25 protein-coding genes and 1 pseudogene are annotated in these 26,442 nt (G+C 68.2%); 13 read left to right on the plus strand and 13 right to left on the minus strand.

Annotated features, from left to right (window positions below; all coding sequences use genetic code 11):
* Positions 1 to 23: 23 nt before the first annotated feature.
* The 3 genes from C4F17_RS04020 to C4F17_RS04030 are packed head-to-tail and all read right to left on the minus strand — an operon-like array spanning position 24 to position 3,876.
* Positions 24 to 1,901 (minus strand): dipeptide ABC transporter ATP-binding protein, encoded by a 1,878-nt coding sequence (locus C4F17_RS04020; protein ID WP_106934348.1) that lies wholly within the window; start codon positions 1,899 to 1,901, stop codon positions 24 to 26.
* A gap of 35 nt (positions 1,902 to 1,936) precedes the next feature.
* On the minus strand, positions 1,937 to 2,908 hold the full coding sequence (locus C4F17_RS04025) for an isoaspartyl peptidase/L-asparaginase family protein (RefSeq protein ID WP_106934349.1): 972 nt from the start codon (positions 2,906 to 2,908) through the stop codon (positions 1,937 to 1,939).
* Positions 2,905 to 3,876: a MurR/RpiR family transcriptional regulator gene (locus C4F17_RS04030; protein WP_106934350.1), complete on the minus strand. Its 972-nt coding sequence runs from the start codon at positions 3,874 to 3,876 to the stop codon at positions 2,905 to 2,907. Before C4F17_RS04030 ends, C4F17_RS04025 begins: the two co-directional genes overlap by 4 nt.
* 208 nt (positions 3,877 to 4,084) lie before the next feature.
* Between C4F17_RS04030 and C4F17_RS04035 the strand changes: the two genes are divergently transcribed.
* Both C4F17_RS04035 and C4F17_RS33300 read left to right on the plus strand, forming a co-directional pair.
* Positions 4,085 to 5,221 (plus strand): acyltransferase family protein, encoded by a 1,137-nt coding sequence (locus tag C4F17_RS04035; RefSeq protein WP_106934351.1) that lies wholly within the window; start codon positions 4,085 to 4,087, stop codon positions 5,219 to 5,221.
* Between the two features lie 165 nt (positions 5,222 to 5,386).
* Positions 5,387 to 5,734: a hypothetical protein gene (locus C4F17_RS33300; protein ID WP_234382545.1), complete on the plus strand. Its 348-nt coding sequence runs from the start codon at positions 5,387 to 5,389 to the stop codon at positions 5,732 to 5,734.
* Between the two features lie 178 nt (positions 5,735 to 5,912).
* On the opposite strand, the gene C4F17_RS04050 is transcribed toward C4F17_RS33300, so the two are convergent.
* From C4F17_RS04050 to C4F17_RS04060, 3 genes are read right to left on the minus strand one after another with little or no spacing between them, the layout of a single operon-like run.
* A complete protein-coding gene (locus C4F17_RS04050) occupies positions 5,913 to 6,365 on the minus strand; it encodes a GNAT family N-acetyltransferase (RefSeq protein WP_106934352.1) in 453 nt (150 codons plus the stop codon).
* Positions 6,366 to 6,374: 9 nt separating this feature from the next.
* Entirely contained in the window at positions 6,375 to 7,298 is a 924-nt protein-coding gene (locus C4F17_RS04055; protein WP_106934353.1) for a methylglyoxal synthase, read from the minus strand.
* 50 nt (positions 7,299 to 7,348) lie between these two features.
* A complete protein-coding gene (locus tag C4F17_RS04060) occupies positions 7,349 to 8,242 on the minus strand; it encodes a LysR substrate-binding domain-containing protein (protein ID WP_106934354.1) in 894 nt (297 codons plus the stop codon).
* A 164-nt stretch (positions 8,243 to 8,406) separates the two neighbouring features.
* Here C4F17_RS04060 and C4F17_RS04065 point away from each other — a divergent pair, with 164 nt between their 5' ends.
* The gene (locus C4F17_RS04065) at positions 8,407 to 9,579 is read left to right on the plus strand and encodes an NAD(P)/FAD-dependent oxidoreductase (protein WP_106937432.1); all 1,173 of its coding nucleotides are present in this window, start codon (positions 8,407 to 8,409) and stop codon (positions 9,577 to 9,579) included.
* Positions 9,580 to 9,589: 10 nt separating this feature from the next.
* Here the strand turns inward: C4F17_RS04065 and C4F17_RS04070 are convergent, their stop codons facing one another.
* Positions 9,590 to 10,939 carry a DUF3443 family protein gene (locus tag C4F17_RS04070; RefSeq protein WP_159053601.1) on the minus strand — a complete coding sequence of 450 codons (1,350 nt, stop codon included), beginning with the start codon at positions 10,937 to 10,939 and terminating at the stop codon, positions 9,590 to 9,592.
* A gap of 35 nt (positions 10,940 to 10,974) precedes the next feature.
* A pseudogene (locus C4F17_RS33305) lies at positions 10,975 to 11,526 on the minus strand (DUF2844 domain-containing protein).
* Between the two features lie 173 nt (positions 11,527 to 11,699).
* On the opposite strand from C4F17_RS33305, the gene C4F17_RS04085 reads away from it, so the two are divergent.
* Genes C4F17_RS04085 through C4F17_RS04110 form a run of 6 tightly spaced genes read left to right on the plus strand, consistent with a single transcriptional unit; the run spans position 11,700 to position 17,554 of the window.
* Positions 11,700 to 12,737 (plus strand): class I fructose-bisphosphate aldolase, encoded by a 1,038-nt coding sequence (locus C4F17_RS04085; protein WP_106934358.1) that lies wholly within the window; start codon positions 11,700 to 11,702, stop codon positions 12,735 to 12,737.
* Positions 12,738 to 12,791: 54 nt separating this feature from the next.
* The gene (locus C4F17_RS04090) at positions 12,792 to 14,090 is read left to right on the plus strand and encodes an acetyl-CoA hydrolase/transferase family protein (protein WP_106934359.1); all 1,299 of its coding nucleotides are present in this window, start codon (positions 12,792 to 12,794) and stop codon (positions 14,088 to 14,090) included.
* Positions 14,091 to 14,124: 34 nt separating this feature from the next.
* Complete coding sequence (locus C4F17_RS04095) at positions 14,125 to 15,345, plus strand: helix-turn-helix domain-containing protein (RefSeq protein WP_106934360.1); 1,221 nt, start codon at positions 14,125 to 14,127, stop codon at positions 15,343 to 15,345.
* A 43-nt stretch (positions 15,346 to 15,388) separates the two neighbouring features.
* On the plus strand, positions 15,389 to 16,054 hold the full coding sequence (locus tag C4F17_RS04100; protein ID WP_106934361.1) for a Vgb family protein: 666 nt from the start codon (positions 15,389 to 15,391) through the stop codon (positions 16,052 to 16,054).
* 38 nt (positions 16,055 to 16,092) lie between these two features.
* Positions 16,093 to 16,878, plus strand: coding sequence for a DUF899 domain-containing protein (locus C4F17_RS04105; protein WP_106934362.1), 786 nt, complete (start codon positions 16,093 to 16,095; stop codon positions 16,876 to 16,878).
* Between the two features lie 31 nt (positions 16,879 to 16,909).
* The gene (locus C4F17_RS04110; protein WP_106934363.1) at positions 16,910 to 17,554 is read left to right on the plus strand and encodes a hypothetical protein; all 645 of its coding nucleotides are present in this window, start codon (positions 16,910 to 16,912) and stop codon (positions 17,552 to 17,554) included.
* Here C4F17_RS04110 and msrA read toward each other — a convergent pair.
* The 4 genes from msrA to C4F17_RS04130 all read right to left on the minus strand — a co-directional run bounded on the left by msrA (position 17,551) and on the right by C4F17_RS04130 (position 20,184).
* The gene (msrA, locus tag C4F17_RS04115) at positions 17,551 to 18,252 is read right to left on the minus strand and encodes a peptide-methionine (S)-S-oxide reductase MsrA (RefSeq protein WP_106934364.1); all 702 of its coding nucleotides are present in this window, start codon (positions 18,250 to 18,252) and stop codon (positions 17,551 to 17,553) included. The genes C4F17_RS04110 and msrA overlap by 4 nt on opposite strands.
* A 100-nt stretch (positions 18,253 to 18,352) precedes the next feature.
* Positions 18,353 to 18,634: a pentapeptide MXKDX repeat protein gene (locus C4F17_RS04120; RefSeq protein ID WP_106934365.1), complete on the minus strand. Its 282-nt coding sequence runs from the start codon at positions 18,632 to 18,634 to the stop codon at positions 18,353 to 18,355.
* A 103-nt stretch (positions 18,635 to 18,737) separates the two neighbouring features.
* The gene (locus C4F17_RS04125; protein WP_106934366.1) at positions 18,738 to 19,529 is read right to left on the minus strand and encodes a molybdopterin-binding protein; all 792 of its coding nucleotides are present in this window, start codon (positions 19,527 to 19,529) and stop codon (positions 18,738 to 18,740) included.
* 7 nt (positions 19,530 to 19,536) lie between these two features.
* Positions 19,537 to 20,184: a cytochrome b/b6 domain-containing protein gene (locus C4F17_RS04130; RefSeq protein WP_106934367.1), complete on the minus strand. Its 648-nt coding sequence runs from the start codon at positions 20,182 to 20,184 to the stop codon at positions 19,537 to 19,539.
* A 98-nt stretch (positions 20,185 to 20,282) separates the two neighbouring features.
* On the opposite strand from C4F17_RS04130, the gene C4F17_RS04135 reads away from it, so the two are divergent.
* The 4 genes from C4F17_RS04135 to C4F17_RS04150 all read left to right on the plus strand — a co-directional run bounded on the left by C4F17_RS04135 (position 20,283) and on the right by C4F17_RS04150 (position 24,862).
* Entirely contained in the window at positions 20,283 to 21,008 is a 726-nt protein-coding gene (locus C4F17_RS04135) for a response regulator transcription factor (protein ID WP_081266371.1), read from the plus strand.
* Positions 21,005 to 22,504: a sensor histidine kinase gene (locus C4F17_RS04140; RefSeq protein WP_106934368.1), complete on the plus strand. Its 1,500-nt coding sequence runs from the start codon at positions 21,005 to 21,007 to the stop codon at positions 22,502 to 22,504. Before C4F17_RS04135 ends, C4F17_RS04140 begins: the two co-directional genes overlap by 4 nt.
* 38 nt (positions 22,505 to 22,542) lie before the next feature.
* On the plus strand, positions 22,543 to 23,505 hold the full coding sequence (locus C4F17_RS04145) for a crotonase/enoyl-CoA hydratase family protein (protein WP_267898707.1): 963 nt from the start codon (positions 22,543 to 22,545) through the stop codon (positions 23,503 to 23,505).
* A gap of 139 nt (positions 23,506 to 23,644) precedes the next feature.
* Positions 23,645 to 24,862 (plus strand): glycerophosphodiester phosphodiesterase, encoded by a 1,218-nt coding sequence (locus C4F17_RS04150; protein WP_234382548.1) that lies wholly within the window; start codon positions 23,645 to 23,647, stop codon positions 24,860 to 24,862.
* 17 nt (positions 24,863 to 24,879) lie between these two features.
* Here the strand turns inward: C4F17_RS04150 and C4F17_RS04155 are convergent, their stop codons facing one another.
* Positions 24,880 to 26,409 carry an alpha/beta hydrolase family protein gene (locus C4F17_RS04155; protein WP_106934371.1) on the minus strand — a complete coding sequence of 510 codons (1,530 nt, stop codon included), beginning with the start codon at positions 26,407 to 26,409 and terminating at the stop codon, positions 24,880 to 24,882.
* Between the last annotated feature and the right edge of the window lie 33 nt (positions 26,410 to 26,442).

The raw sequence follows: 26,442 nt of genomic DNA on the forward strand, positions 1-26,442 counted from the left end.
TGAGAAAAATGAGTTGAAGAAGGTCAGAACGCGCCGCCGATGGCGTGGCGCGCGACGAAGTGGCCGGGCGCCACCTGCACCAGCGGCGGCACGTCGGGCTCGTCGCCCACCGCGCGTATCGGGCTGGGAATCTCGCCTTCGAGCAGCGCGCGCGGCTTGTGGCGGCGCGACGGGTCTGCCACCGGCACCGCGGCCATCAGCTTGCGGGTGTAGGCGTGCTGCGGTGCTTCGAACACCGCGCGGCGCGGGCCGATCTCGACGATCTGGCCGAGGTACATCACGGCCACGCGGTGGCTGATGCGCTCCACCACCGCCATGTCGTGCGAGATGAAAAGGAAGGCCACGCCCAGCTCGCGCTGCAGGTCGAGCATCAGGTTCACGATCTGCGCCTGGATCGACACGTCGAGCGCGGACACCGACTCGTCGGCCACCACCACCTTGGGGTTCAGCGCCAGGGCGCGCGCGATGGCGATGCGCTGGCGCTGGCCGCCCGAGAACTCGTGCGGATAGCGCTGCGCCACTTCCGGCGGCAGGCCGACCTTCTGCAGCAGCCAGTCCACGCGCTGCTGCGCCTCGGCGCCCTTGGCGATGCCGTGGATCAGCAGCGGCTCCATGATCGAGAAGCCCACCGTCACGCGCGGGTCGAGCGAGGCGAAGGGGTCCTGGAAGATGAACTGGATGTTGCGACGCAGCGCCTGCAACTCGCGCGTGGGCAGTTCGCGGATGTTCTGGCCGCCGAATTCGATGGCGCCGCTCTGGCTCTCGACCAGGCGCAGCAGCGAGCGGCCGGTGGTCGACTTGCCGCAGCCCGATTCGCCGACCAGCGCCAGCGTTTCGCCGGGGTACAGGTCGAAGCTGATCTTCTCCACCGCATGCACGCGGCGCTTCACGCGGCCGAAGAGGCCGCTGCGCACGTCGAAGCGCGTCACGAGGTCGCGCACGCGAAGAATCGGGCCAGCGTCGGCGCGCACGGTGTCCTGCGGCGTCGCGGGTTCGGGCGGGGCTGCATCGGCCGGGCTTTCGGTGCGCAGCAGCTCGAACTTGGCCGGCAGGTCGGTGCCCTGCATGGCGCCCAGCTTGGGCACGGCCGACAGCAGCGCGCGGGTGTAGGGGTGCTGCGGCGCCGCGAACACGGTGTCGGAGCTGCCGGCTTCGACCTTGTCGCCGCGGTACATCACCAGCACGCGGTCGGCAATCTCGGCCACCACGCCCATGTCGTGCGTGATGAAGAGCACGCCCATGCGCATCTCTTTCTGCAGCTCGCGGATGAGCTGGAGGATCTGCGCCTGGATCGTCACGTCGAGCGCCGTGGTGGGCTCGTCGGCAATCAGCAGCTGCGGCTTGCATGACAGCGCCATCGCGATCATCACGCGCTGGCGCATGCCGCCCGACAGCTGGTGCGGGAAGCGGTCGAGCACGTTGCGCGCTTCCGGAATGCGCACCAGCTCCAGCATGCGCAGCGCTTCGGCGCGCGCGGCCGAGTCGCTCTTGCCCTGGTGGATGCGGATGGCCTCGGCGATCTGGTCGCCGGCGGTGAACACCGGGTTCAGCGACGTCATCGGCTCCTGGAAGATCATCGCGATGTCGGCGCCGCGGATGCCGCGCATCGCGCTGTCGCGCGCCTGGGCCAGGTCGAGCACTTCGCCGTTGCGGCGGCGGAACATCATGCTTCCGTTGAGGATGCGCCCGCCGCCGTGCTCCACCAGCCGCATCAGCGCGAGCGAGGTGACCGACTTGCCCGAACCCGATTCGCCCACCACCGCGAGCGTTTCGCCGTGGTCGACGTGGAAAGACAGTTTCTTGACGGCATCGACCGTGCGCTCGGAAGTCGAGAAGCGCACGGTGAGGTCGTCGACGGCGAGGACGCGGCCGTCCGGCAGGGCGAGGGCAGGGGTGGACATGGGAGTGCGAGAGAAAAAGGTGGCGTGCGGCAGCGTCAGGCGAAGATGGCTGTCTGGGGCGCTTCGTTGCCGCGCGCGTGGCCGCGGTACATGCCTTCGGTGTTGAAGGCCAGGCTCAGGTTGCCGTGGCGGTCGACGGCGATCAGGCCGCCGGTGCCGCCGATGGCCGGCAGCGACTGCTGCACCACGGCGTGGGTGGCGGCCTCGAGCGTGGCGCCGGCGTAGGCCATGCGCGCGCACACGTCGTAGGCGGCGGCGACGCGGATGAACATCTCGCCGCTGCCGGTGCAGGACACGGCCGCGGTGCGGTCGTCGGCATAGGTGCCGGCGCCGATGAGCGGCGAATCGCCGACGCGGCCGACGCGCTTGTTGGTCATGCCGCCGGTCGAGGTGGCGGCGGCGAGGTGGCCGTGCATGTCGAGCGCCACGGCGCCGACGGTGCCGAACTTCCTGTCTTCGTCCAGCGGGGTGGCGGGCGCGGCCGTCATGGACGCGCCTTCATGGTCGGTCACCACGCGGCCGGTGCCGCGCACGCGATAAAGCTGCTCGCGCCGCGCTTCGGTGGAGAAGAACGAAGGCTCGACCATCTCCAGCCCGTGTTCGCGCGCGAAGGCCTCGGCACCCGCGCCGGCCAGCAGCACATGGGCGCCGTCTTCCATCACGGCGCGCGCGGCGCGCACAGGGCGGCGGACGTGGCACACGCCGGCAATCGCGCCGGCGGCGAGCGTGGCGCCGTCCATCACGGCGGCGTCGAGTTCATGGGTTTCGTCGTGCGTGAACACGGCGCCGTGGCCGGCATTGAACAGCGGGCACTCTTCGAGCAATTCGACCGCCAGGCAGGCGGCGTCGATAGCGGACGCGCCCGCGAGCAGTGCCGACTGCGCGGCGGCGACGATGCGGTTCAGCGCGTCGTGGTAGGCCTGCGCCTGTTCGGCGCTGGTCGTGGCGGCGCTGATGGTGCCGGCGCCGCCGTGGATGGCGATCACGGGCACGTGGGTCTGGGTCATCGGGGAGCTTTCTTCTTTTTCGGGCCGTCGCCGTTCGGGGCGGCGGCATCGGGAGGGGTGGCGGCATTGGCGCCGTTCGCGCGCAGGAGGCCGTTGGCACCGTGCAGCCACGGGCGCACCGCCTGCAGGATGCGGCCGGCGGACTGCACCGGATCGGGCGCGCGCAAGGCGACGGCGCTGGTCAGTGCCTCGACCAGCGCGAGCACGCTGGTCTCGCAGTTCGGGCGGTAGCTGGTTTCGGTCTGGCAGTACAGCACCACGTCGGCCAGCGGCGCGAGCGGCGAGCTGGGGCGGTCGGTCAGCGCGAGCAGGGCGCAGCCCTGGGCGCGCGCGATCTGCGCCAGTGCCACGGTGTCGGTCAGGTAGCGCGGGAACGTCAGGCCGATGAAAAGGTCCTGCGGACCCGCATGCATCAGGGTGCGCGCCGAATGCGTCACGCCGCTCACGCTGGAGAGCAGGCGCACGTCGCTGCAGCTGCCATCCAGGCCGTGCTGCAGCAGGCCCGCCAGCCAGGCGCTCGCGCCGAAACCGGCGATGTAGATCGAACGCGCCTTGCCGATGCGCTCGACCGCTGCTTCGCAGGCTGCGTAGTCCAGCGTCTGGCGCGTGGCTTCGATGTTGCGGCGGCTCTCGTCGAGCGCCGTGGCGAACACCTCGGCCACCGTGGTCGGCCGCTCCAGGTTGCCGCGCATGCGCTCCACCGGCGCCACCAGCGGCTCGAAGCCGCGCACCAGCTCGGCACGGAAGGTGGCGTAGCCATCGAAATCCAGCGCGCGCGCGAAACGGTTGGCCGTGGCCACCGACACGCCGACCACGGCGGCCAGCTCGTCGATGGGCAGCGTCGCGACCTGCAGCGGGTGCTCGAGCACGTAGTCGGCCACTTGGCGATGCGAGCGCGTCAACCGTGGCAGCGCTTGCGCGATGCGCTGTGCCACGGTGGTGCCTTGGGTGTCGACGGTGCTGTTCATGAAAGGTGCGTAGCGCCCGAAAGTGTGCTTTTTTTGAAAACCAGTTTACAAATATAAGTCAAACAAGAAAATTTTCTGTCATTTCTGATCGCTCACGCAAATACCGGGCCAGCGTCGAAGGGATTCGGCAGCGCTTCGCGGCGGGGCGCTTTCCCTCTGGCGGTGGTCGCGTAAGCTCGCCCGGATTCTGTTTCTAGGTGTTTTCCCGATGTCGTTGCTTTCCGGTTCGTCCGTCCAACCCCGCAATTTCAGGATCGACGTCCTGCGCGGCATCGCCATCTCGCTGGTGCTCCTGCTTCACTTCCACCTGTCGTACTCGCTGGTGGACAGCCCGCTGGCCGACCTTCTGCCGGCTGTTTTCATCAAGTCCCTGGCGATCAACGGCAACTACGGCGTCACCATGTTCTTCGTGGTGTCGGGCTACCTCATCACCTCGACCACGCTGAAGCGCTACGGCAGCCTGGGCAACGTGGACGTGCGCGGCTTCTACGCCTTTCGCTTCGCGCGCATCGTTCCTTGCCTGGCGGTGGCGCTGGCGGTCATCGTCGGGCTCGGCCTGCTCGGGCAGCCGGCGTTCATGAACATCGCGAAGCCGGGGTGGCCGCAGGTCGGCTATCCGGTGGCGGTGCTGTCGGTGCTGACCTTCTGGCACAACCTGCTGATGCAGCATGCGTGGTACTTCAACTACGCGATGAACATCTACTGGTCGCTCTCGGTGGAGGAGGTGTTCTACCTCGCGTTCCCGCTGCTGTGCTTCGGGCTGAAGCGGCAGTGGGCCATCGTCGCCGTGTGGCTGGTGGCGATCGTCGCCGGGCCGGTCTATCGAAGCTTCCACGCGCACGACGAGATCTACTTCATGTACGGCTATCTCGCATGCTTCGACGCCGTGGCCTTCGGCTGCTGCGCGGCGCTGGTCGCGCAGCGGGTCGGCCTGCACGGATGGGCCGGCCGCCAGATCCAGCTGGCCGCGGCGTGCCTCCTGGCCGTGACGTACCTGCGCGGGATCCACGGCAACGAAGTCTTCGGCTTCACCGCCATCGCAGCCGGAACCGCGGTTCTGCTGGTCGGCGCGCACAACGAGAAGGTATCGGCATGGGCGCTGCGCAGCAGGGCGCTCGCGGGTCTTCGGTGGCTGGGGCGGCACAGCTACGAGCTGTACCTGTTCCACATCATCGTGCTGGGCCTGATGCGCGGCGTCGTGGCGCGCGGGCAGATGCAACCCGAGTGGAAGCTGCCGGCGCTGGTGTTTTTCGTAGCGGCGTCCGTGGCTGTGGCCTGGGCCATTGCGCGCTTTTATTCGGAGCCGATGAATGCTTGGCTGCGGCGCAGGTTGCTTGCTTCATAGCCGTCGCTGTATCGACAACGTGCATTGCAATCGGTCGATCAACGGGCCTGCTCCGGCCAAGAGATACACTGCCTTTCGCACGTCAAAAAAAGGCGTGCTTGGGATTGGCGTCCCAAAGCACCTCTGCGATTCAAGCCGCAGATTCCTATGCCCACACGCTCTTCCATGCTGCCTTCCTCTCCGATCGACGAGGAAGGCACTCCACTTGACACGACGCCTGACGTCATGCCGAGGCTTTTGACTCCACCGCTGCCACCGCAGGCCACGGATGCGGATTCCATTGCACTGCAGGCGTGTGATGACGTCGACAGCCTGCGCGAGGTGTGGCGTGCTTACGTATGCCTCGAAAAACTCTTGGTGCCGCTCGAGTTGGCAGACACAGAGCAGGTCTATCCGACACGCACCGAGTTGAGTTCGCTCGTCCGCTTGATCAATGACGAAATGCATCGTCGAATCGAACTGATCGACACGACACTTCATGCAGCGCGAGCTCCATCGCGTCACCCGGTCTGAACGCCTCTCGCCGACGCATGCGCTGCGACCATCCAGCAGGCCGCCGTGTGCTCCGCGCCGAGCCACATGGAGTGCCCGAAGTTCAGGCGCATCCTGCGGGCGGCGGGCTCGGGCGTGATCAACGGAAAAGGCAAAGAGAAGAGAAAGAGCGTGCCGAAGCCGCCCGGGGCCGAAAAAACTAGGCGCGCGCCTTCTGCATGAAGACGCTGAACGGGTCGGGGCCGTAGCTGCCGAACGGGCCTCGCGGCAAATAGCCCGAGCGCGCATAGAGCGCAATCGCCTCGGGCTGGCGCGGTCCGGTTTCCAGCATGAAGGTCGTGCAGCCCTTCGCCGCGGCTTCGCGCTCCAGAAAATCCAGCACCCTGGCCGCGATGCCTTGCCCCCGGTTCTCGGGCCGCACGAACATGCGCTTGAGCTCGCCGAACTCCGGGCCCACGACGATGGCGCCGCAGCCGACGGCCTTGCCCTCGTGGTCGCGCGCTACGGCGAACAGCACGTTGGGCGCGGAGAGCGCCGCAATGTCGATGCCGTGATGGCTCTCCGGCGGATAGAGCGGCTTCTGGTACGCGTCGAGGTAGTCGATGAGCTGGATGACGTCGGGCTGGGCGGGGCTTTCCAAGGAAATCTGCATCGGTCGATGTTACTGAGCAGGCATCGCCACGCGCAGTGCCTGCGCCCACCGCTCGGCCATGGCCGGCGAGTTGAAGCAAGTGGTTTCCTCGGTCGCGCTGCAGACGGCGCGCTCGAGCAACTGGATGTCGGCTTCATGCTGCCGCGCCACATGCGGGTCTTCGAAGAAGATGACCTTGTGGCAGCGGCGGTCCAGCACCAGTTCGGCGATCTGCGCGTCGCCGCCGAGCGGGCCGCTCTGGTAGCGGGTGACCCACGGCACATCCGCCGGCCATCCGCGCGACCATGCCAGGTCGTTCAGCAGGCCGCCGGTCGTGCCGGTCGCCACGCGGTTGCGGAAGCCGGAGAGAAGATCGAAATGCAGCGCGGCAAACGCGACCATCCGCTGCTTCAGGGCATCGTGCGCAATGAGCGCAACGGTCTGCTCCTCGCGGGGCACGAACGCGTTGCCGGTGGCGTGGCCGGCCAGTGCCAGCTCGATCGCGATCCATTCCCGCGCACCGGCCGCGGTCGAGAGAAAAGGCTTGCCGTGAATCACGCACTGGCGCTTCAGCGCCTGTGCCTCGGGGTACAGGGAAGACGGATCGACCGGGTCGATGAAATAGATCACGCCGTCGATTTCATCTGCCGGCACCAGGCCGCCGGAGATCCGCGACACCAGCCGCATGAGCCCGCCGTCGGGGCCGTGAGGCAGGCGCGTAAGCGGCGCATGGCCTGCGAGCAGGCCGTCGCGCACCAGCGCGTCGTGCGTGCCGCCCACCGCAAGAAGGCCCAGGTTCAGCGTGCGGATGCCGGCCTCGCAGGCCTCGGCCCATCGGCCCAATGCGCCGACGCCTTCCTGCCGGTGCAGGCGATTGGCGACGAGGCCGAAACGCCAGGAAGCTGCCAGGGGCGCCTGCGCAGGAGGCTGCTGTGAAAGCGGCGATGCTGCCATGTGTCTTTTCACCTTTGACGGAGTTGGATGAGGTGTTCGACCATGCCCGGCTATCCGGGCGTCAGCCCGAGCACCCACCGCTTGAAGTGTTCCAGCGCCCCGGAGGCCGGCCGGCCTTCCGGGTAGGCAAAGTAGTAGCCCTGGCGCACGTCCAGGTGCCGGTCGACCGGTATCACCAGTTCGCCGGTCTTCAGCTCATGTTCCACCAGGATGCGCGGCGCAAGGCCGACGCCCATGCCGGCGGCGGTGGCCGCCACCACCATGGTGAACAGTTCGTAGCGCGGCCCGCGCGACGCATGCACCGTGTATTCCCAGCCTTGCTGCGCATACCAGTCGCGCCAGGCGTGGGCGCGCGTGCTCAGGTGCACGTGGCGGCAGCGCTCGAAGCCGGCCTCGTCCCATGGGCCGTTGGCATCGCGGAAGGCAGGGCTGCAGATGGGCACCATCTCGCCTTCGGCAAAGATCAGCCCGCCGCGCGTGTTGGGCCAGAACTGGTCGCCGAAATAGATGGCCGCGTCGTAGGCGTTCTCCTGGAAGGAAAAGGGCTGCGAGCGCGCCGACAGGTTGACGGTGATGTTCGGATGCAGCTTGCTGAACTCCGGCAGGCGCGGTATGAGCCACTGCGTGGCGAAGGTGGGCACCACGGCCAGTTCGAGCACGAAGCCCATCTCGTGGCCGGCGCTGATCTCCAGCGTGTCGCGGCGGATCTGGTCGAGGTGGCGGCGGATGCGCCCCGCGTACTCGCGGCCCACGTCGGTCAGCGTGAGCCGGCGCCGCACGCGCGAGAACAGCGGCACGCCCAGCCGCTGCTCGAGCATGGCCACCTGCCGCCCGACGGCGCTTTGCGTGAGCGCGAGTTCGGCGGCCGCGCGGGTGAAGCTCCCCAGCCGCGCCGAGGCCTCGAAGGCCTGCAGCGCGCCGAGGTTGGGAATGTCTTTTCTCATCGATTGCCAGCAGTTGTCTCAGTCTCTTTCGGCGAAGCACCCATCGTGCCCGGGGAGGCGGGGTCCGCGACGCTATTTTGCGTGCCGCCACGCAGGCGCCGCGCGGCATTTGTGGATACGCTGGCGGTGGCGCCATGGATGGCGGCCGGCAAGAAAGGCATTTCATGCGTCGTGTGGTGATCATCGGCGGCGGGGCCATCGGCTCCGCCATCGCTTACTTCCTGAGCTGCGATCCGGAGCAGGAGCCCTTCGATGTCACGGTGGTCGAGCGCGATTTCTCGTACCGGCAGGCTTCGTCGGCGCTGTCGGCCAGCTCCATCCGCCAGCAGTTTTCCACCGCGATCAACATCGAGATGTCGCGCTACGGCATTCACTTCATGCGCGCGCTCGGCCAGACCCTGCGGGTGGGCGACGAGGTGCCGAACATCGGCCTCGTCGAGCCCGGCTACCTGTACCTGGCCTCGCCGGCCGGCGTGGACGTGCTGCGCGAGAACCATGCGATGCAGAAGGCCCACGCGGTCGACGTGGCGCTGTTGACGCCGGCCGAGCTGAAAGCGCGGTTTCCGTGGATATCGACCGAGGGTGTCGCGCTGGCCTCGCTCGGGTTGTCGGGCGAAGGCTGGTACGACGGCTACAGCCTGCTGCAGGCCTTTCGCAGGAAGGCCGTGTCGCAAGGCGCCCGCTATGTGCAGGCGCACGCGACGGGCCTGCGCCGCTACGGCCGCCGGCTGACCGGCGTGCAGCTGGGCAACGGCGAGACGCTGGATGCCGACGTGGTCGTCAACGCCGCGGGCGCGTGGGCCGCAACTGTGGCGGGCTGGGCCGGCATCGAGTTGCCGGTGCGCGGCCGGCGCCGCAGCGTGTTCAGCTTCTCCTGCCCCGACGCGCTGCCGGGCTGCCCGCTGGTCATCGACACATCGGGCATCTGGCTGCGGCCCGAAGGCCGGCAGTTCATCTGCGGCTTCGCGCCGCCCGAGGCGCAGGACCTCGACGACCAGCCGCTGGACGTGGAGTACGAGGCCTTCGACAGCTTCATCTGGCCCGCGCTGGCCGAGCGCGTGCCGGCCTTCGAGGCCATCCGCATGACCGGTGCGTGGGCCGGCTACTACGAGATGAACGTGTTCGACCACAACGCCATCCTCGGCCTGCACCCGGAGTGCGGCAACCTGTACTTTGCGAACGGCTTTTCGGGCCACGGCCTGCAGCAGTGCCCGGCCGCTGGGCGGGGCGTGGCGGAGCTGATCCGCTTCGGCGGCTATCGCAGCCTCGACCTGGGCGCGCTGTCTTTCACGCGCATCCTCCAGAACAGGCCGCTGCTCGAGAAGAACGTGATCTAGCCGCCCGGATTCAAGGCGACGCCAATGCGGTGAACGGCCCTTGCTGGCCCAGCGCGGACTGCCCCTCGTTGAGCACCGCGACCAGCCTGCCGTAGAAGAATGGAAGGCCGAAGTCGATGGCGCTGCCGATGCTCGCCGCGGCCACGTTGTTGACCGCCACCGCGCCCGGGTTGCTCGTGAACAGCGACTGCGCGTTCGCGATGGCAAAGCTCTGGCTCAGCGCGGGCCCCGTGGCCGCCGTGAAACTGGCGCTGAGGTCGAGCGAACTGGGCGGGCAGTAGAAGCCCTGGTAGGTGCTGCCCTTGGCGCACTGGGCGATCGTCGAATCGTTCAGGAACAGGAAGTTCGATCCGCTGTCCAGGAAGCTGTCGGGAAAGCTGCTGTTCTTGTAGGTGGCCGAAACGCGCAGCGTGCGCGGGTTGGTCTGCAGCACCGTCGCGCCGGTCATGGCGTTGTTGGCCTGCGTGGCAACGCCGAAGTAGAGCGTGCCGACGGTCACGCCCTGGCCAGCCGAGGAAATCGCGGGCAGACCGAGCACCACGCCGTTGTTGTCCTGCGCGAAGCTGGCGACGATGTTCTGCGCCTGCTGGGCGAGCGGCACCGCCGTGTTCTGGCACTGCGCGCCCGCCTGGCAGGTGTAGTAGGTGGCCGCGACCGCCTTCTGCGCGCAAGCGCTGCCGCAGTCCTGCAGGAAGGCGGCCACGCCGATGATGCCGTTCGTTCCCAGCTCCGCGGGCGTGTCTTCGGCCTGCAGCGTGCCGTTGTCGGAGCATGCGCTGGGCACGGCGCCCGCAGCGGCGTCGCCCGTGATCTGCAGCGGTTGCGCCGCCGCCGACTTCGGCCCCAGCGTGATGTCGGCCGTGCGCATGGTTCCCCATGTGTAGCCGTCGAGGAACTGCGCGCAGGCGTTCAGCGGCGCGCCGCTCACCGACTCCTGCGGCAGCGCCGCCAGCATCGAAGAATTGAGCGCGGAGGCGGCGATGCGTATGCCGGTGGAACCGGTGTCGACCAGCACGTTGTCGATCGTCTGGCAGGTGCCGGTGCCCGGTGCGCAGAGTTTCACGCTGACCTGCGGGAGGTTGACGCCGCTCGTGTCCGTTCCGCGCGACACGGTGAGGGACATGGAGTTCTGCGAGCTTGTCGCGGGTGTGGGCGTGGGGGTGGGTGTCGCCGCCGGGGTGCTGGTGGTGGTCGGCAGCAGCGCGATCGGCAGTGCGCCGCCGCCACCGCCGCCACCGCCACCGCCACAGGCAGCGAGTACCAGCAGGCCTGCGGCGCATGCCGCCACGGCCGCCGCTTTGAGAATCAGCGTCCGTGCGCCGGCGGCGGCGCGCGGGCTGCCTGCTTGTCGTGGTTCCATGAGCATGGTGGCTGCTTGCGGGAGGGTGGATGGGTTCAGGAGTCTTGCGGGATGGTCAGCGTGTCCGGATCGAGCCCGGGCGGCAGCAGCCGTGGCAGCCAGGCGATGCCCGTCGACGAGCGCTGGTGCGCCGAGGCATGCACCGCGAACGTGTCGTCCACCTGAGAAGTGGAGCCATGCGAGCCCCGGCCCTGCTGGCGCAGTTCGCGTGCCCTGCGGGACATCTGCGTGGCGTACTGCGTGCCCAGCAACACCGAAAGCTCGGGCCGGCGGGAGCCGCGTCATGCCACCGCGAAGACCACGCCGTCGGAGTTCAGGTATTCGCGCTCGACCAGCCCGTCGGGCTGCGTGGTCTCTCGCATGGTCCAGCTGTTCGCCGTGGTGGCCTTGGCCGCGTCGGCGGCCGCAGGTGCTGCGGCCTTGCGCGATGCGTTGGCGACCCGCTGCGACGGCCCCATGGTAGGAGCGCCGCCCAGTTCCGCGAACGCGCAGGGCGTTCCGAAAACGGCGGCGGCAAGCGCAATGCCAGACAGCAAGGTGGCCGCGTTGGCGCGCCGCGCATGACATTCTCGTGACTTGCCGTTCATCCTGAGTTCCTTTCCGTCCCGACGCGCGAAGGTTAATGCGCGTTCGCGTCACCTTGGCAAAGACCCGGAGCGCCGCATAGGCTGCAATGCCAAGTCGGCCAGCGATCAGGTTCGCGGTGTTAACGAGTGGCCGGGGAGGGCGTAGGATGGCCGCCAGAGAGGTGTCACGACTCATGACTGCACAGACGTTGATCGATACCGCCAGCGCGCTCGTCGCCGGCGACAAGGGCCTGCTCGCCATGGACGAGAGCAACGCCACCTGCAACAAGCGCTTCGCCGCGCTGGGCATTCCGCAGACCGAGGCGGCGCGGCGCGACTGGCGCGAGCTGATCGTCACCGCGCCGGGCCTGGGCGAGAGCATCAGTGGCGCGATCCTTTTCGACGAGACGATCCGCCAGCGGACCGACGCAGGCAAGCCCTTTGCCCAGGCGCTGTCCGACGTGGGCATCGTGCCCGGCATCAAGGTCGACATGGGTGCCAAGCCGCTGGCCGGGCACCCAGGGGAAACCGTCACAGAAGGCCTGGACGGCCTGCGCGAACGGCTCGCCGAGTACGCCGGCATGGGCGCGCGCTTCGCGAAATGGCGCGGCGTGATCGCCATCGCCGACGGCCCGGGCGCGGGCCTGCCCACGCCGGCCTGCATCGACGTCAATGCCCATGCGCTCGCGCGCTACGCCGCGCTGTGCCAGGAGGCCGGGCTCGTGCCCATCGTCGAGCCCGAGGTGCTGATGGACGGCGGCCATTCCCTCGCGCGCTGCGCCGAGGTGACCGAAGAAGTGCTGCACCGCACCTTCGCCCAACTGCTCGCGCAGGGCGTGCTGCTCGAAGGCATGCTGCTCAAGCCGAACATGGTGCTGCCCGGCGAGAAAGCCGCCACGCAGGATTCGGTCGAGGCGGTGGCCGACGCCACGGTGGCCTGCCTGCTGCGCGCCGTGCCCGCCGCGGTGCCGGGTGTCGCGTTCCTGTCGGGCGGCCAGTCCGCGCAACTGGCCTCGGCGCGGCTGGATGCGATGAACACCCGGCACAAGTCGCGCCTGCCGTGGGCGCTGACCTTTTCTTTCTCGCGCGCGGTGCAGCAGCCGGCGCTCGATGCGTGGAAGGGCGATGCGGCCAACGTCGCCGAGGCGCAGCAGGCGCTGGTGTTCCGCGCCCGCTGCAACCAGGCCGCGCGCCGGGGCGGCTACGACGCGAAGCGCGACGCACCCCGTTGACCCGCAACGGACCCGGCCGCACATACAACGAACAGAGACAACGCACAAAGCTTCATGACGATCCAGGACCTCTACCAGCGCAAGCTCGTTTCCGCCGCCGATGCCGTACGCCAGCAGGTGCGCGACGGCGACATGATCATCGTGCCGACCGGTGTCGGCGAGCCGCCCACGCTGCTCACGGCACTGTCGGAGCAGCGCCGGGACTTCCGCGACGTGAAGGTGGCGCAGATCCTGGCCATGCGCAAGTACGCCTACATCGACCCGGAGACGGTCGAGCATGTGCGCCATGTCGCGCTGTTCTTCGGCGGTGCCACGCGCGCGGGCGGGCAGGCGGGGTGGATCGACTTCATTCCCAACTATTTTTCGGAGATTCCCTCTTTGATCGAGCGCGGGCAGGTGCCGGCCGAGCTGGTGTTCACCATGGCATCGCCGATGGACGCGCACGGCTACTTCTCGCTGAGCCTGGGCGCCGACTACACCATGGCCGCCGTCGCCAAGGCGCGCTCGGTGGTGCTGGAGGTGAACCCGAACGTGCCCTTTGCCTGCGGCGCCTGCCATGTGCATGTGTCGCAGGTCGCGGCGCTGGTGGAGAACGACGCGCCGGTGATGGAAGTCGGGCTGCCGAAGATCGGCCCCGTGCAGGAATCCATCGGCAAATACGTGGCGGAGCTGATCGACGACGGCTCCACGCTGCAGATCGGCTACGGCGGCATTCCCGACGCGGTGGTGATGCAACTCACCGGCAAGCGGGACCTGGGCATCCACACCGAGATGATCGGCGACGGCATCCTCACGCTGGTGGAAAGCGGCGCGGTGACGAACCGGCGCAAGAACTACCTGCCGGGCAAGTCGGTCGCGACCTTCGCGCTGGGGTCGAACAGGCTCTACCGCTACATGGACCGCAATCCGTCGCTCGAGATGCACCCGGTGAACTTCACCAACGACCCCGCGCTGGCGGGACTCAACGACAACCTCGTGGCCATCAACGCGACGATGCAGATCGACCTGCTGGGCCAGTGCGGCTCCGAGAGCCTGGGGCATGCGCCTTACTCGGGAACCGGCGGGCAGTCGGACTTCGTGCGGGCGGCCAACCGCTCGCGCGGCGGCAAGGCCTTCATCGTGCTGCCGTCGACCGCCAAGGGCGACACCGTTTCGCGCATCGTGCCGTCACTTTCGCCGGGCACGCACGTGAGCACCAGCAAGAACGACATCAACTACGTCGTCACCGAATACGGCGTGGCGCAGTTGCGCGGCAAGTCCGCCGGGCAGCGCGCGCGGGAGTTGATCGCCATCGCGCATCCGGACTTCCGTGCGGAGCTGACCGAGCAGGCCAAGCGGGCGAATCTGCTGTGAGGCCCGGGCGCGACATGCGCGCGGCGGGCTGCGCATGGATTCGCTGATTGCCGCCTCGGCGCGTGCCCTGGCCGCCGGCGACGCGCTCGGCGCCCTGAAGCGGGTGGCCCTGCGCGACGACCCGCCGGCGCTTGCGCTGCGCGGCATCGCGATGGCCCAGCTTGGCGAGCATGCGCGCGCCCGCGAGTTGCTGCGCCGCGCCGCACGCGATTTCGGCGCGCATGAAGAAACCGCGCGTGCGCGCTGCGTGGTCGCCGAAGCCGAGGTGGCGATGGCCATGCGCGACCTCGGCGATTCGCCGCGCGCCCTGGCGGCGGCCGCGGCCACCTTGGAAGCGCGCGAAGACCACGCCAACGCGCTGCAGGCGCGGCTGATCGCGGTGCGGCGCCTGTTGCTGATTGGCCGGCTGGACGAGGCCGCCGGAGCGCTGGCAAGGCTTGACGCGCGCGGCCTTCCGCCTGCGCTGGCGGCAGTGGCCGAACTCACTTCGGCAGAACTCGCACTGCGCTCGCTGCGCATCGGCGATGCGCAAGCGGCGCTGGCCCGCGCGCAGGAAGCCGCCCTGCAGGCGCATGTGCCGGCGCTGCTGGCCGAGGTGGCTGAGATGCGCTCGGCGCTGGAACGCCCGGCGGCGCGACGCCTGTCCGCCGAGGGCGAACAGACGCTGCGGCTGGGCGAGGTGGCCGCGCTGCTGGCGTCCGACGCGCTGGTCGTCGACGCCTGCCGCCGCGGCCTGGGCGCGGGCGACAGCTGGCAGCCGCTGGCGCGACGGCCGGTGCTGTTCTCGCTGGCGCGTGCGCTCGCCGAGGCCTGGCCGGGCGATGTCGACCGCGAGGCGCTGATCGAATGCGCGTTCCGCACCCGCCGCCCCGACGAGACGCACCGCGCCCGCCTGCGGGTCGAGATCGGCCGGCTGCGCGCGCTCGTCAAATCGCTGGCCGGCATCGAGGCGACGGCGCGCGGCTTCATCCTCAAGCCGCGCGACGGCCGCGCGGTGGCCGTGCTGGCGCCGCCGATCGATGGCGAGCAGGCATCCCTGGTGGCGCTGCTGTCCGACGGCGCGGCGTGGTCGACATCGGCGCTGGCGCTGGCCCTGGGCGCGAGCCAGCGCACCGTGCAGCGCGCGCTGGCCGAGCTGGAAGAAGCGGGCCGCGTCCGCTCCATCGGCCAGGCCAGGGCGCGCCGCTGGCTGTCGCCACCGCTGGCCGGATTCACGACGATCTTGTTACTCCCTTCCGCGCTGCCTATTGAATAAAGTTGTCTCCAGGGCGCCATGTCAGGCGCACCAGGAGCCAACGATGAGCAACAGGACAGGCAGCGCCGCGGTGCACGCGGCAGAGATCGTGCGCGAATACGGACCCTTCGCGGGCTCCGACAAGGTGGCCGGCGTCACCCATGACGGCCAGCGCGTGTGGGCCGCCACCGGCGCCGCGCTGGTGGCCTTCGACCCCGCCAGCGGCGAGGCCACGCGCACGCTGGACGTGGCCTGCGACGCCGGCACGGCCTTCGACGGCACCCACCTCTACCAGATCGCCGATGCGCGCATCGACAAGATCGACCCCGTCAGCGGCAAGGTGCTGGCGTCCATTCCGGCCCCGGGCAAGGGGCTCGACTCCGGCCTGGCGTGGGCCGAGGGCAGCCTGTGGGTGGGCGAGTACCGCAACCGCAAGATCCACCAGATCGACCCCGAGACCGGCACGGTCGTGCGCAGCATCGAGTCCAACCGCTTCGTCACCGGCGTGACCTGGGTCGACGGTGAGCTGTGGCACGGCACGTGGGAGGACGACCAGAGCGACATCCGCCGCATCGACGCACGGAGCGGAGACGTGCTCGAGCGGCTCGAAATGCCGCGCGGCGTGGGAGTGAGCGGGCTGGAGTCCGACGGGGCGGACCTTTTCTATTGCGGCGGCGGCAACAGCGGCAAGGTCCGCGCCGTGCGGCGCCCGAAGGCGGCCAGGTCCTGATCGCCGCTTCATCACTTTCCAGCAAGGAGCACTGAATCATGAACACAGCCATTGCCGAGCCGTCAGCCATCCAGAACCATCCCGTCGTGCCGGGCGACCGCTGGCTCGCCGAGCGCAAGACGCTGCTGGCGCGAGAAAAGGAACTGATGCGCCTGCAGGACCAGATCGCCCGCGAACGCCGCGCGCTGCCGTGGGAGCGCGTTTCCAAGAACTACGTGTTCGACACGCCGCACGGCAAGCGCACGCTGGCCGAGCTGTTCGGGGGCCGCCGCCAGCTGGTGGTGCAGCACTTCATGCTCGGCCCGGGATGGGGCGAGGGCTGCCCGAGCTGCTCCTACATGGCGGACCACACCGACGGCATGAACGTGCACCTGGCGCAGCGCGACATCAGCTTCGTGGCCGTCTCGCGCGCGCCCTTGGCCGAGATCGCCCGCTTCCGCGAGCGCATGGGCTGGCGGTTCGACTGGGTGTCGTCCAACGGCAGCGACTTCAACCACGACTTCCACGTCAGCTTCACGCCCGAGGAACTGGCCGCTGGCGAGGTCGACTACAACTACGCCAGGCGCTCATTTCCGGCCTCGGAGGCGCCCGGCGTCAGCGTGTTCTACAAGGACGAAGCGGGCGATGTCTTCCACACCTACTCGACCTACGGGCGCGGCGTGGAAGTGATGATGGGCGCCTACAGCCTGATGGACCTCACGCCCGAGGGGCGCGGCGAGCGCGACGTGCCGCACAAGATGGAGTGGGTGCGCCACCACGACCGCTACGAGCCGGCGCCTGCCGCGAGGGCCGCGGCGGATTCTTGCTGCTCGCATCGCGCCTGAGCCCGGCGCTGCCGAACCGATCGCGCATGTCATGGCGAGCCTGTGGCCCTGGCTGGCCGTCGCCGGCCTCGGCGCCCTTCATGGGCTGAGCCCGGCGAACGGCTGGATGTTCGCTGCCGCATGCGGCGTGCAGGCCCGCAACGGGGCGCAGGCACGGCGGGCGCTGCTGCCCATCGCGCTCGGGCATTGCGTGTCGGTCGCCGTGGTGGCGTGGGGGTTCGCCTGGGGCATGTCGATGGAACATGCGCGGGTGCAGGGCGTGGCGGGCGGGCTGCTGCTGGGCTTGGCTGCCTATCGCTGCCTGCGCGGCGAAGCTTCGCAGGCCGGGCATGGCGCTTCAGGCATCCGCGCGGGGCAGGTCGGCATCGCGCTGTGGTCCTTTCTCATGGCCACCGCGCACGGCGCCGGCCTGATGCTGGTGCCGGCGCTCATGCCGCTGTGCCTTGCCGACAACCCGGCGCGCGAAATCACCGCTTCGGGCTCGTTGCTGCTGGCGCTGGCGGCGATCGGGGTGCACACGGCCGCGATGCTGGCGACGACCGGCGCCATCGCCGCCGGCGTGTGCCGTGGCGTGGCCTTGCATCCTCGGCTCATGGGCGATCGATTCCAGCGCCACGCCTGGACGGCCGCGCTGGCCGCCACCGGCGTGCTGCTGGTGGTGCTGCGCGGAGGCTAGCCGGCCTTGGCGGCCTTCACCAGCGAAGGCGTCGCCTTGTAGACCTCGGGGAAGAGCTTCTTCAGGTCATCGATCTTGGGCATGTCGTTGATCGCGATGTATGGCTGGCTCGGGTGCAGCGTCAGGTAGTCCTGGTGGTAGTCCTCGGCGGCGAAGAAGGGCTTCGACAGCTCGACCGTGGTGGCCAGCGGCTTGCCGTAGGTCTTGGCCTGGTTGAGCTGCGCGATGTATTCCCTGGCGATGCGTGCCTGCTCGGCGTTCTCCGCGAACACGGTCGAGCGGTATTGCGTGCCGGTGTCGGGGCCCTGGCGGTTCAGCTCGGTCGGGTCGTGCGCCACCGAGAAATAGATCTGCAGCAGCTTGCCGTAGCTGATCTGCTGCGGGTCGTAGGTGATGCGGACCGACTCGGCATGGCCGGTGCGGCCCGAGCCGACTTCCTCATAGCGCGCCGTCCTGGCGTCGCCGCCGGCATAGCCGGAGACCGCATTGCTCACGCCCTTGACGCGCTGGAACACGCCTTGCACGCCCCAGAAGCAGCCGCCGGCGAAGACGGCGGTCTCCGTCTTGGCCGTGGGGGCGGCGGTCAGGTCGGCCGTAGGAGCCGGTACGCGGCGCGAGGTTTCCGCGGACGAGGGCACCGCATACCAGACGAGGGCCGCGGCGGCCAGGGTGCCTGCGGTCAGTGCGAAGGATTTCATTGGCTTTCCTTTCAGGGGGCTCCTGTCGAATGGCGCGACATTGACGCCCAATCCGCCGTTCGTCAATGGCGGGGCGGATCGGGTGGTTCGCGCCCGGTGCTTACTTGGACATCGAGTCTTTGGACATGCTGTCCTTCGACATGGAGTCCTTCTTCATGGCGTCCTTGGACATGCTGTCCTTCGCCATCGAATCCTTCTTCATGCCGTCCTTGGACATCGAGTCTTTCGACATGGAGTCCTTCGCCATCGAGTCTTTCTTCATGGCGTCCTTGGACATCGAGTCCTTGGCCATGCCGTCCTTCGCCATTTCGTCGGCGGCAAAGGCAGAGGCGCCGGCGAAGGCGATGCAGGTAGCGAGCAGGGTTGCGGTGAGCTTGTTCATTTGGAATCTTCCAGTTGAGGTGTCATTTTTCAAAAATATCGGCCTGGTTCCTTGGAACACGGCCTCGCGCTTTCATCGGCAGTCGAGCGGCTGTGGCAGCCCCTCAGCTCCCTCCGAACCAGTTGTAGCCCTGGTCTTCCCAGTAGCCACCGGAATAGGTGTTGGTGACGAACATCGCCTTGATGTGCTTCGGGTTCTTGTAGCCAAGCTTGGTCGGCATGCGCAGCTTCATCGGAAAGCCGTACTTGGGCGGCAGCGGCTGGCCGTCGTAGGTCAGCGTCAGCAGCGTCTGCGGGTGCAGCGCGGTGGGCATGTCGATGCTGGTGTAGTAGTCGTCGGCGCACTTGAAGCCCACGTACTTGGCGGTGGTGTCGGCGCCGATGCGGCGCAGGAAGTCGGCAAAGCGCACGCCGCCCCATTTGCCGATGGCGCTCCAGCCCTCCACGCAGATGTGCCGGGTGATCTGGTCTTCCTGGGGCATGGCGCGCAGCTCGGACAGCGTCCAGGCATGCTTGTCGGCGACCATGCCGGTCACTTCGAGCCTGTAGCCGGCTTCGTCGACCACACGCACTTCGTCTTCACCGTAGTAGGCGTTGAACGGGAAGGGGCGGGTGATTTCGGCTTCGGAGTAGGTCGGCGCGAGCTGCGTGGGGCTGAAGATCAGGCCCTGCACCTTGTCGTTGAAGCGCGAGATCTTCGTCAGTGCTGCATCGACCTGCGCGTTGTCGCTGATGCTGCAGCCCGTGAGCAGCGACAGGCCGCCGAGCGTGAGCGAGCGTTGCATGAAGAGGCGGCGCGACGGCTGGTCGAGCTTCTTTTCGATCAGCGTGCGGGCTTCGCGCAGCACGGCCTCGCCGTCGATGCTGCTCAGGGTGGGTGCCTTGAAGATTTTCATGGTTGGGTCAGGCCTTGGGTGCGCGGCCGCGGAGCATGGTGAGAAGGGTGCGGGGCACCAGGGCCACCATCACCAGGTGCACGACGACGAAGGCCACGATGGCGGCCATCGCGAAGAAATGGATGCGGCGCGCGAATTCGTAGCCGCCCAGCAGGTCGCGCAGCACCGCGAACTGCACCGACTTCCACAGCACCAGGCCCGACAGCACGATCACGATCAGGTCGAGCATCACGAACAGGTAGGCCAGCTTCTGCACGCTGTTGTAGCGGCGCGGGTCGGCATGGGAGAGCTTGCCCTTGAGCGCGGCCAGCGCGTCGTGCAGCACGCCGCGCGGCGTGACGGGAAAGAACTTGGCCGCCAGCCGGCCGCTGGCGATGTTCAGCACCAGGTACACCAGGCCGTTGAACACCAGCAGCCACATGGCGGCAAAGTGCCACTGCAGCGCGCCGCCCAGCCAGCCGCCGAGCGTGACCACGGTGGGAATGGTGAACGGGAAGAAGGGCGACGCGTCGTAGATGCGCCAGCCGCTCGTCACCAGCACCAGCACCGCCAGTGCATTGAGCCAGTGCGTGACGCGCATCCACAGCGGATGGATGGGGCGGCGATCCGCCTCGGGGGCCTGGGCGGCGGGAGGAGCGATGGCTGTGCTGTTCATGGAGCGGATTGTTTGGCGCACCCCATGGCCGATTCATCACGCAAACTTCAATTAATCGTGATAACTCCAGACCGCGTATCGCGGGAGAATGCCACCCCATGGATACAGCCAAGCGCGTGCTGATCGTCGAGGACGACGCCCACATTGCCGAACTTCTGCGCATGCACCTGCGCGACGAGGGCTATGCGGTCGAGCACGCCGCCGACGGCCATGCCGGCCTGCGCGAGCTGGAGCGCGGCAACTGGGACGCGCTGGTGCTCGACCTGATGCTGCCCGGCATCGACGGCCTCGAAATCTGCCGCCGTGCCCGCGCCATGACGCGCTACACGCCGATCATCATCATCAGCGCCCGTTCCAGCGAGGTGCACCGCATCCTCGGGCTGGAACTGGGCGCCGACGACTACCTGGCCAAGCCCTTCTCGGTGCTGGAGCTGGTGGCGCGGGTGAAGGCGCTGCTGCGGCGCACCGACGCGCTGGCCCGCAACGCGCGCATGGAGTCGGGCAGCCTCACGCTGGGCAACCTCGACATCGAGCCGTTGGCGCGCGAAGTGCGGGTGGACGGCAGGCTCATCGAACTCACGCCGCGCGAGTTCGATCTGCTGTACTTCTTCGCTCGCAACCCCGGCAAGGTGTTCTCGCGGCTCGACTTGCTCAACCAGGTCTGGGGCTACCAGCACGACGGCTACGAGCACACCGTCAACACCCACATCAACCGGCTGCGAATCAAGGTCGAGGCCGACCCGGCGCAGCCGCGGCGCATCCTCACGGTGTGGGGACGGGGCTACAAGCTGTCGCCTGCCGCCAACGGGGAGGACTCGGCATGACGGCCTGGAGCACGCTGTCGCGGCGGCTCTCTGCCGTCTTCGCGGTGCTGCTGCTGGTGTGCTGCGGCGCCTCGGCGTGGCTGCAGATGCGCTCCAACGGCATTCACGAGCAGGAGGTCGTGCAGCGGCTGTCGCTCGGCCTGGCGGCGCACATCGCCGGGAACTCCGAGCTCATGAAGCCCGGCGGACTCAACCAGGAGGCGGTGAAAGACCTGTTCGACAAGCTGATGGCCGTCAATCCGAGCGTGGAGGTCTACCTGCTGGGCCTGGACGGCCGCATCAAGGCACAGGCGGCGCCGCAGGGGCACCTGAAGCGCGACACGGTCGGGCTGGAGCCGATTCGCAAGCTGCTCGCAGGCGCGCCGCTGCCCATCGGCGGGGACGACCCGCGCAGTCTCACCGCTTCCAAGGTTTTCAGCGCCGCGCCGCTGCGCATGGACGGGCGTGACGCGGGCTACGTCTACGTGGTGCTGCAGGGCGAGGACCACGATGCGCTGGTCGCCAACGTGGCAACCGACAACGTGCTGCGCACCACGCTGTGGTCGATGGGGCTGGTGGCGCTGCTCGGGCTGCTGGCGGGGCTTGCGGCCTTTCGGCTCATCACCCGGCCGCTGCGCGAGCTGACGGCGGCGGTGAAGCGCTTCGAGACCGAGGGCATCGCCTCGCTGGAGCGCGAGACGCCCACGCTGGAACGCCTGTCCCGGGGCACCGACGAAATCGCACAGCTGGGCCAGGCCTTCACGCAGATGACGCGGCGCATCGCCGAGCAATGGCGCGAGCTCACGCTGCAGGACCAGCAGCGCCGCGAACTGTTCGCCAACATCTCGCACGACCTGCGCACGCCGCTCACGTCGCTGCACGGCTACCTCGAAACCCTGCTGCTCAAGGCCGGCACGCTCAGCGAGGAAGAGCGCCGGCGCTATCTGGAAATCGCGCTCGGCCAGAGCCGCAAGGTCGGCCGCCTCGCGCAGGAAGTGTTCGAGCTGGCCCGGCTCGAGTACGGCGTGGTCAAGCCCGAGAAAGAAAACTTCGCGCTGGCCGACCTGGTGCAGGACGTGTTCCAGAAGTTCGAACTGGCGGCCGAGGCGCGCCACCAGCGGCTGAAGCCCGACATCGCGCCGGGCCTGCCGGTGGTGTCTGCCGACCTGGGAATGATCGAGCGGGTGCTGACCAACCTGCTCGACAACGCCATCCGCCACACGCCGGCGGGCGGCGAGATCGTGGTGCAGCTGCGCCCGGAGAACGCCGGCGTGACGGTGCAGGTGAGCGACACGGGCCCGGGCATTCCGGGCGAGCTGCAGAAGTCGCTCTTCATGCGCCCGGTGTTCATGAGCGGCTCGCGCACCGACAGCGCCAGCAGCGGCGGGCTGGGCCTGGTGATCGTCAAGCGCATCCTGCAACTGCACGACAGCGACATCCGGCTGGTGCAGCAGCCCGACAAGGGGGCCGTGTTCCGCTTCCAGCTGGGCGGTGCGGGGAGCGCGGCAGGGGCCTGATCGGCGGTTTGCCTGTGGTGGGGGGCGATGCTACAAGCGTGGCGCGACCCGTTCCAACACACAGGAGACAAGAGACCATGCCAGTTTTCGACACCGTCCTGATCGACAAGGATCCGCAGCACCCGCGCATCGCGCGCCTCGTGCTGAACCGCCCCGAAAAGCTCAACGCCATCGGCGAGACCACGCCCTCGGAAATCCGCCGTGCGGTCGAGTGGGCCGAGGCCGACGACGAGGTGCACGTCATCGTGGTCGAGGGCGCGGGCCGCGCCTTCTGCGCCGGCTACGACCTTGGCGACTACGCCGAGGGCCAAGGCCGCGAAGGGCAGGGCGACCACCCCTGCCGGCAGGAGAAGACGCCGTGGGACCCGATGCTGGACTACGCCGCCATGAAGGGCAACACCGACGACTTCATGGCTCTCTGGCGCAGCCGCAAGCCCACCATCGCCAAGGTGCACGGCTACGCAGTGGCCGGCGGCAGCGACATCGCGCTGTGCTGCGACCTGCTCGCCATGGCCGACGACGCACGCATCGGCTACATGCCCACGCGCGTGTGGGGCTGCCCGACCACCGCCATGTGGACCTATCGGCTCGGCGCCATGCGCGCCAAGCAGCTCATGTTCACCGGCGACACCATCGACGGAAAGCAGGCGGCCGAATGGGGCCTGGCGAACTTCTCCGTGCCCGCCGACCGGCTCGACCAGGCCACGCTGAAGCTGGCCCTTCGCATCGCGGGCGTGCCGCGTTCGCACCTGATGATGCACAAGCTGGTGGTCAACCAGGTCTGGCATTCGATGGGGCTGGAACAGAGCCAGATGTTCGCCACCGTGTTCGACGGCATCACGCGCCACAACCCGGAGGGCATGTGGTTTCGACGGCAGGCAGAGGCAGAAGGCTTCAAGAGCGCCGTCGCGTGGCGCGACAGCGGGCGGGATATTCCGGAAGGCGACGAGGCCCGGGCCCGCATCGCGGAACTCGAAGCGAAGCTGGCCGCGCGCGGCTGACCTGGCGCCCTTCATCTCGCTGCCAATGTCACGCGACCGACATTTCCTCCCACGATGATCCGGCGCGCCTTCTGCCAATCCGTTTGACGGCAAAAGACGTGTCAATTTACATCGATGTGAACAAAAGGGAGGAATTTAAATGCAATTGCTTGATTTTTCGAGGGCCGTGCTGGCGGCTGGTGCCTGCGCGTTCATGGCGGCGTGTGGCGGCGGCAGTGGCGACGCGGGGCCGATGCCACTGCTCCTGCCGGCTTCACCTCCGCCGGCGGCTCCCGCGCCTGCGCCTGCGCCGGCCCCGGCGCCCGTGGAGGCGGCACCCCCGCTCGTCATCGGGCATCGCGGTGCATCGGCGCTTCGGCCCGAGCACACATTGGCTTCATACCAGCAGGCCATCGACGACGGAGCCGACTTCATCGAGCCTGACCTCGTGCCCACCAAGGACGGCGAACTCGTTGCCCGCCACGAGAACGCCATTGCCATCGTCAAGGACGGAAACCTCGTCGAGGCCACCACCAACGTGGCCGACGTGCCTAAGTTCGCCAGCCGCATGACCACCAAGGTGATCGACGGTACCTCGGTCACCGGCTGGTTCACCGAGGACTTCACGCTGGCCGAGCTGAAGGAGCTCAAGGCCCGTGAGCGCATTCCGAAGCTGCGCCCGGCGAACGTGTCGTACAACGACCAGTTCCAGGTGCCCACGCTCGACGAAGTGATCCAGCTCGCCAAGTCGCAGTCGGTGGCCAAGGGCCGCGTGATCGGCGTCTACCCCGAGACCAAGCACCCGACCTACTTCCGCTCGATTGGCCTGCCGCTGGAGAAGAAGCTGATCGACACGCTGCAGAAGCACGACCTGAACAAGGCCGAGGCACCAGTGTTCGTGCAGTCCTTCGAAACCGGCAACCTGAAGGACATCCGCCTGAAGAGCACGGTGAAGATCGTCCAGCTCATCGACGGGCAGGGCGCGCCCTACGACCTCGTGGCCCTGAGCGACAAGCGCACCTACGCCGATCTCGTGAAACCCGAAGGCTTGGCGGAGATCGCGACCTACGCGCAGGGCATCGGCGTGGCCAAGGCGCGCGTGATCCCGGTGGCTGACGGCAAGCTCGGCGCACCGACCACGCTCGTGAAGGACGCGCACGACAGGAAGCTGCTTGTCCATGTCTGGACGATCCGCCCGGAGAACAACTTCCTGCCGGACAGCCTCAAGAAAGAGCCGAAGACCGATCCGACCGCATACGGCGACACCGCCGGCGAGATCAAGGCCTTCCTTGACGCAGGCATCGACGGCCTCTTTGCCGACAGCCCCGCCACGGCGGTGCCGGCGGTCAGGGCGTATCGCGCGGCACGGCGCAACTAGGGCGCGCTGAACTCAGATCAGATCGGTGGCGAGCAGGACGGCAGGAGCGGGCGCACGTTGATCGTGCTCGAGCCATCGTCCACGCTAACCGCGTTGCGGGTGAAGTTGCAGCCGTACCTCGAATCCTTGATCGTGGAAGGGGTCAGAACGTCGTCGCCGGCGGGCTTCGCGTTGTTGTCCTTTTCCCAGCCGATCATGGCGGCGAAGGCTTCCTCCTGCTCCTTGATGGTGAAGTCGCAATGGGTGATGCCGCGGATGGCGCGCTGCACCAGCCACTGGCTGTTGCCCTTGGCCGCCACGCGCCTGTTGTAGATCTGTTCCATGCTGAAGGGCACGTACATGTCCCCAAGCGTGTGCAGCGTGACCACCGGGATCTTGAACTCGCCGTTGACCTTGGGAATCCAGCGCAGGCCGTCGGTGCGCAGGCGGTTTGCGTCCGGTGCGGCCGTGAGCTTTTGAGCGAGCGCGTTGAGTTCGTCCGATGCGGTGGTGTCGCCGTCGATCTTGTAGACGAAGCGGTTGGTGTCCAGCGTGCTCTTGTTGAGGATGCCGTTGACCGTGCCGTCACTGCCGAACACGCCCCACACCGCCTGGAACGAGCGGCCGTTCTGCAGGGAGAAGTTGAACAGGGGCCGCGGTCCGCCGGTCAGGTTCTCGAGCACCGAGGCGTACTGGTTTCCGACAGTGCCGTTGGGCGCGATGGCCGTGGCCGAGAAGGTGGAGAAGAGCGCCGGGGTGACCTGCGCCGCGATGTCAGCCCATTTGGGTGTCGGATAGCTCGCTTTCCCTGCCAGCGCCTGCGCGGTCACCTGCGCGGCGGCAAAGTAGTCGAACAGCTCCGTGTCGCCCACCACGCCGCACATCGGCACCGCGCCGTTGTACTTCACCTTGTGGTTGGCCGTGGCGTAGGTTTCGTCCTCGATGGCAGCCGCCGTGATGTGGCCGCCCATCGAATGGCCGGTGATGAATATCTTCGACGGCGCGGCCAGGTTGCGGCCGCGGGCCTTGGCGATGGCGTTGAACTGCAGGGCGAGGGCGTTGGTGTCTTCCACGCCGGCGCGCACGTCGTAGTAGTTCTTGCTGTAGCTGGAGGCGGCCCAGGCGTAGCCGTTCTGGATCAGGTAGCGGCGGATGGTGGGCGTGCCGGCTTGCAGCAGGTTGCCTTCGCCCGCATAGCCGTGCGCATACATCACGAGCTGGCCGTTCCAGTTGGCGGGCACTTCGACGTTGTACTGGGCGCCACCCAGCATGCCGGCCCAGCGGCTGGTCGTGCTGTTGTCGACCGTGTCGCTGCCGTCCGCCGCGAGCGCGGCGAAGGTGGTGGCCGAGGGGTCCGCCGGCGCGAACGAATTGCGGCTGTCCTGCAGGCGGGTTTCTTCGGCGACGGGAGCGGGGGGCGGCGCGGGAGGCGGCGGTGCGGCAGGCGCGGGTGCGGGCGTGGGCGCGGGAATGAAGCCGAGGCTGTTGCCGCCGCCGCCTCCACCGCCGCAGGATGCGACCGCGAGGCTGGCTGCCAGTGCAAGAAGTGTCAGGCGTGCTGAATGCATGGGGTGTCTCTCTCCGTTCTTGTGAGTTCTTGG

This window comes from Variovorax sp. PMC12 (genome assembly GCF_003019815.1).
Taxonomy (GTDB): Bacteria; Pseudomonadota; Gammaproteobacteria; order Burkholderiales; family Burkholderiaceae_C; genus Variovorax.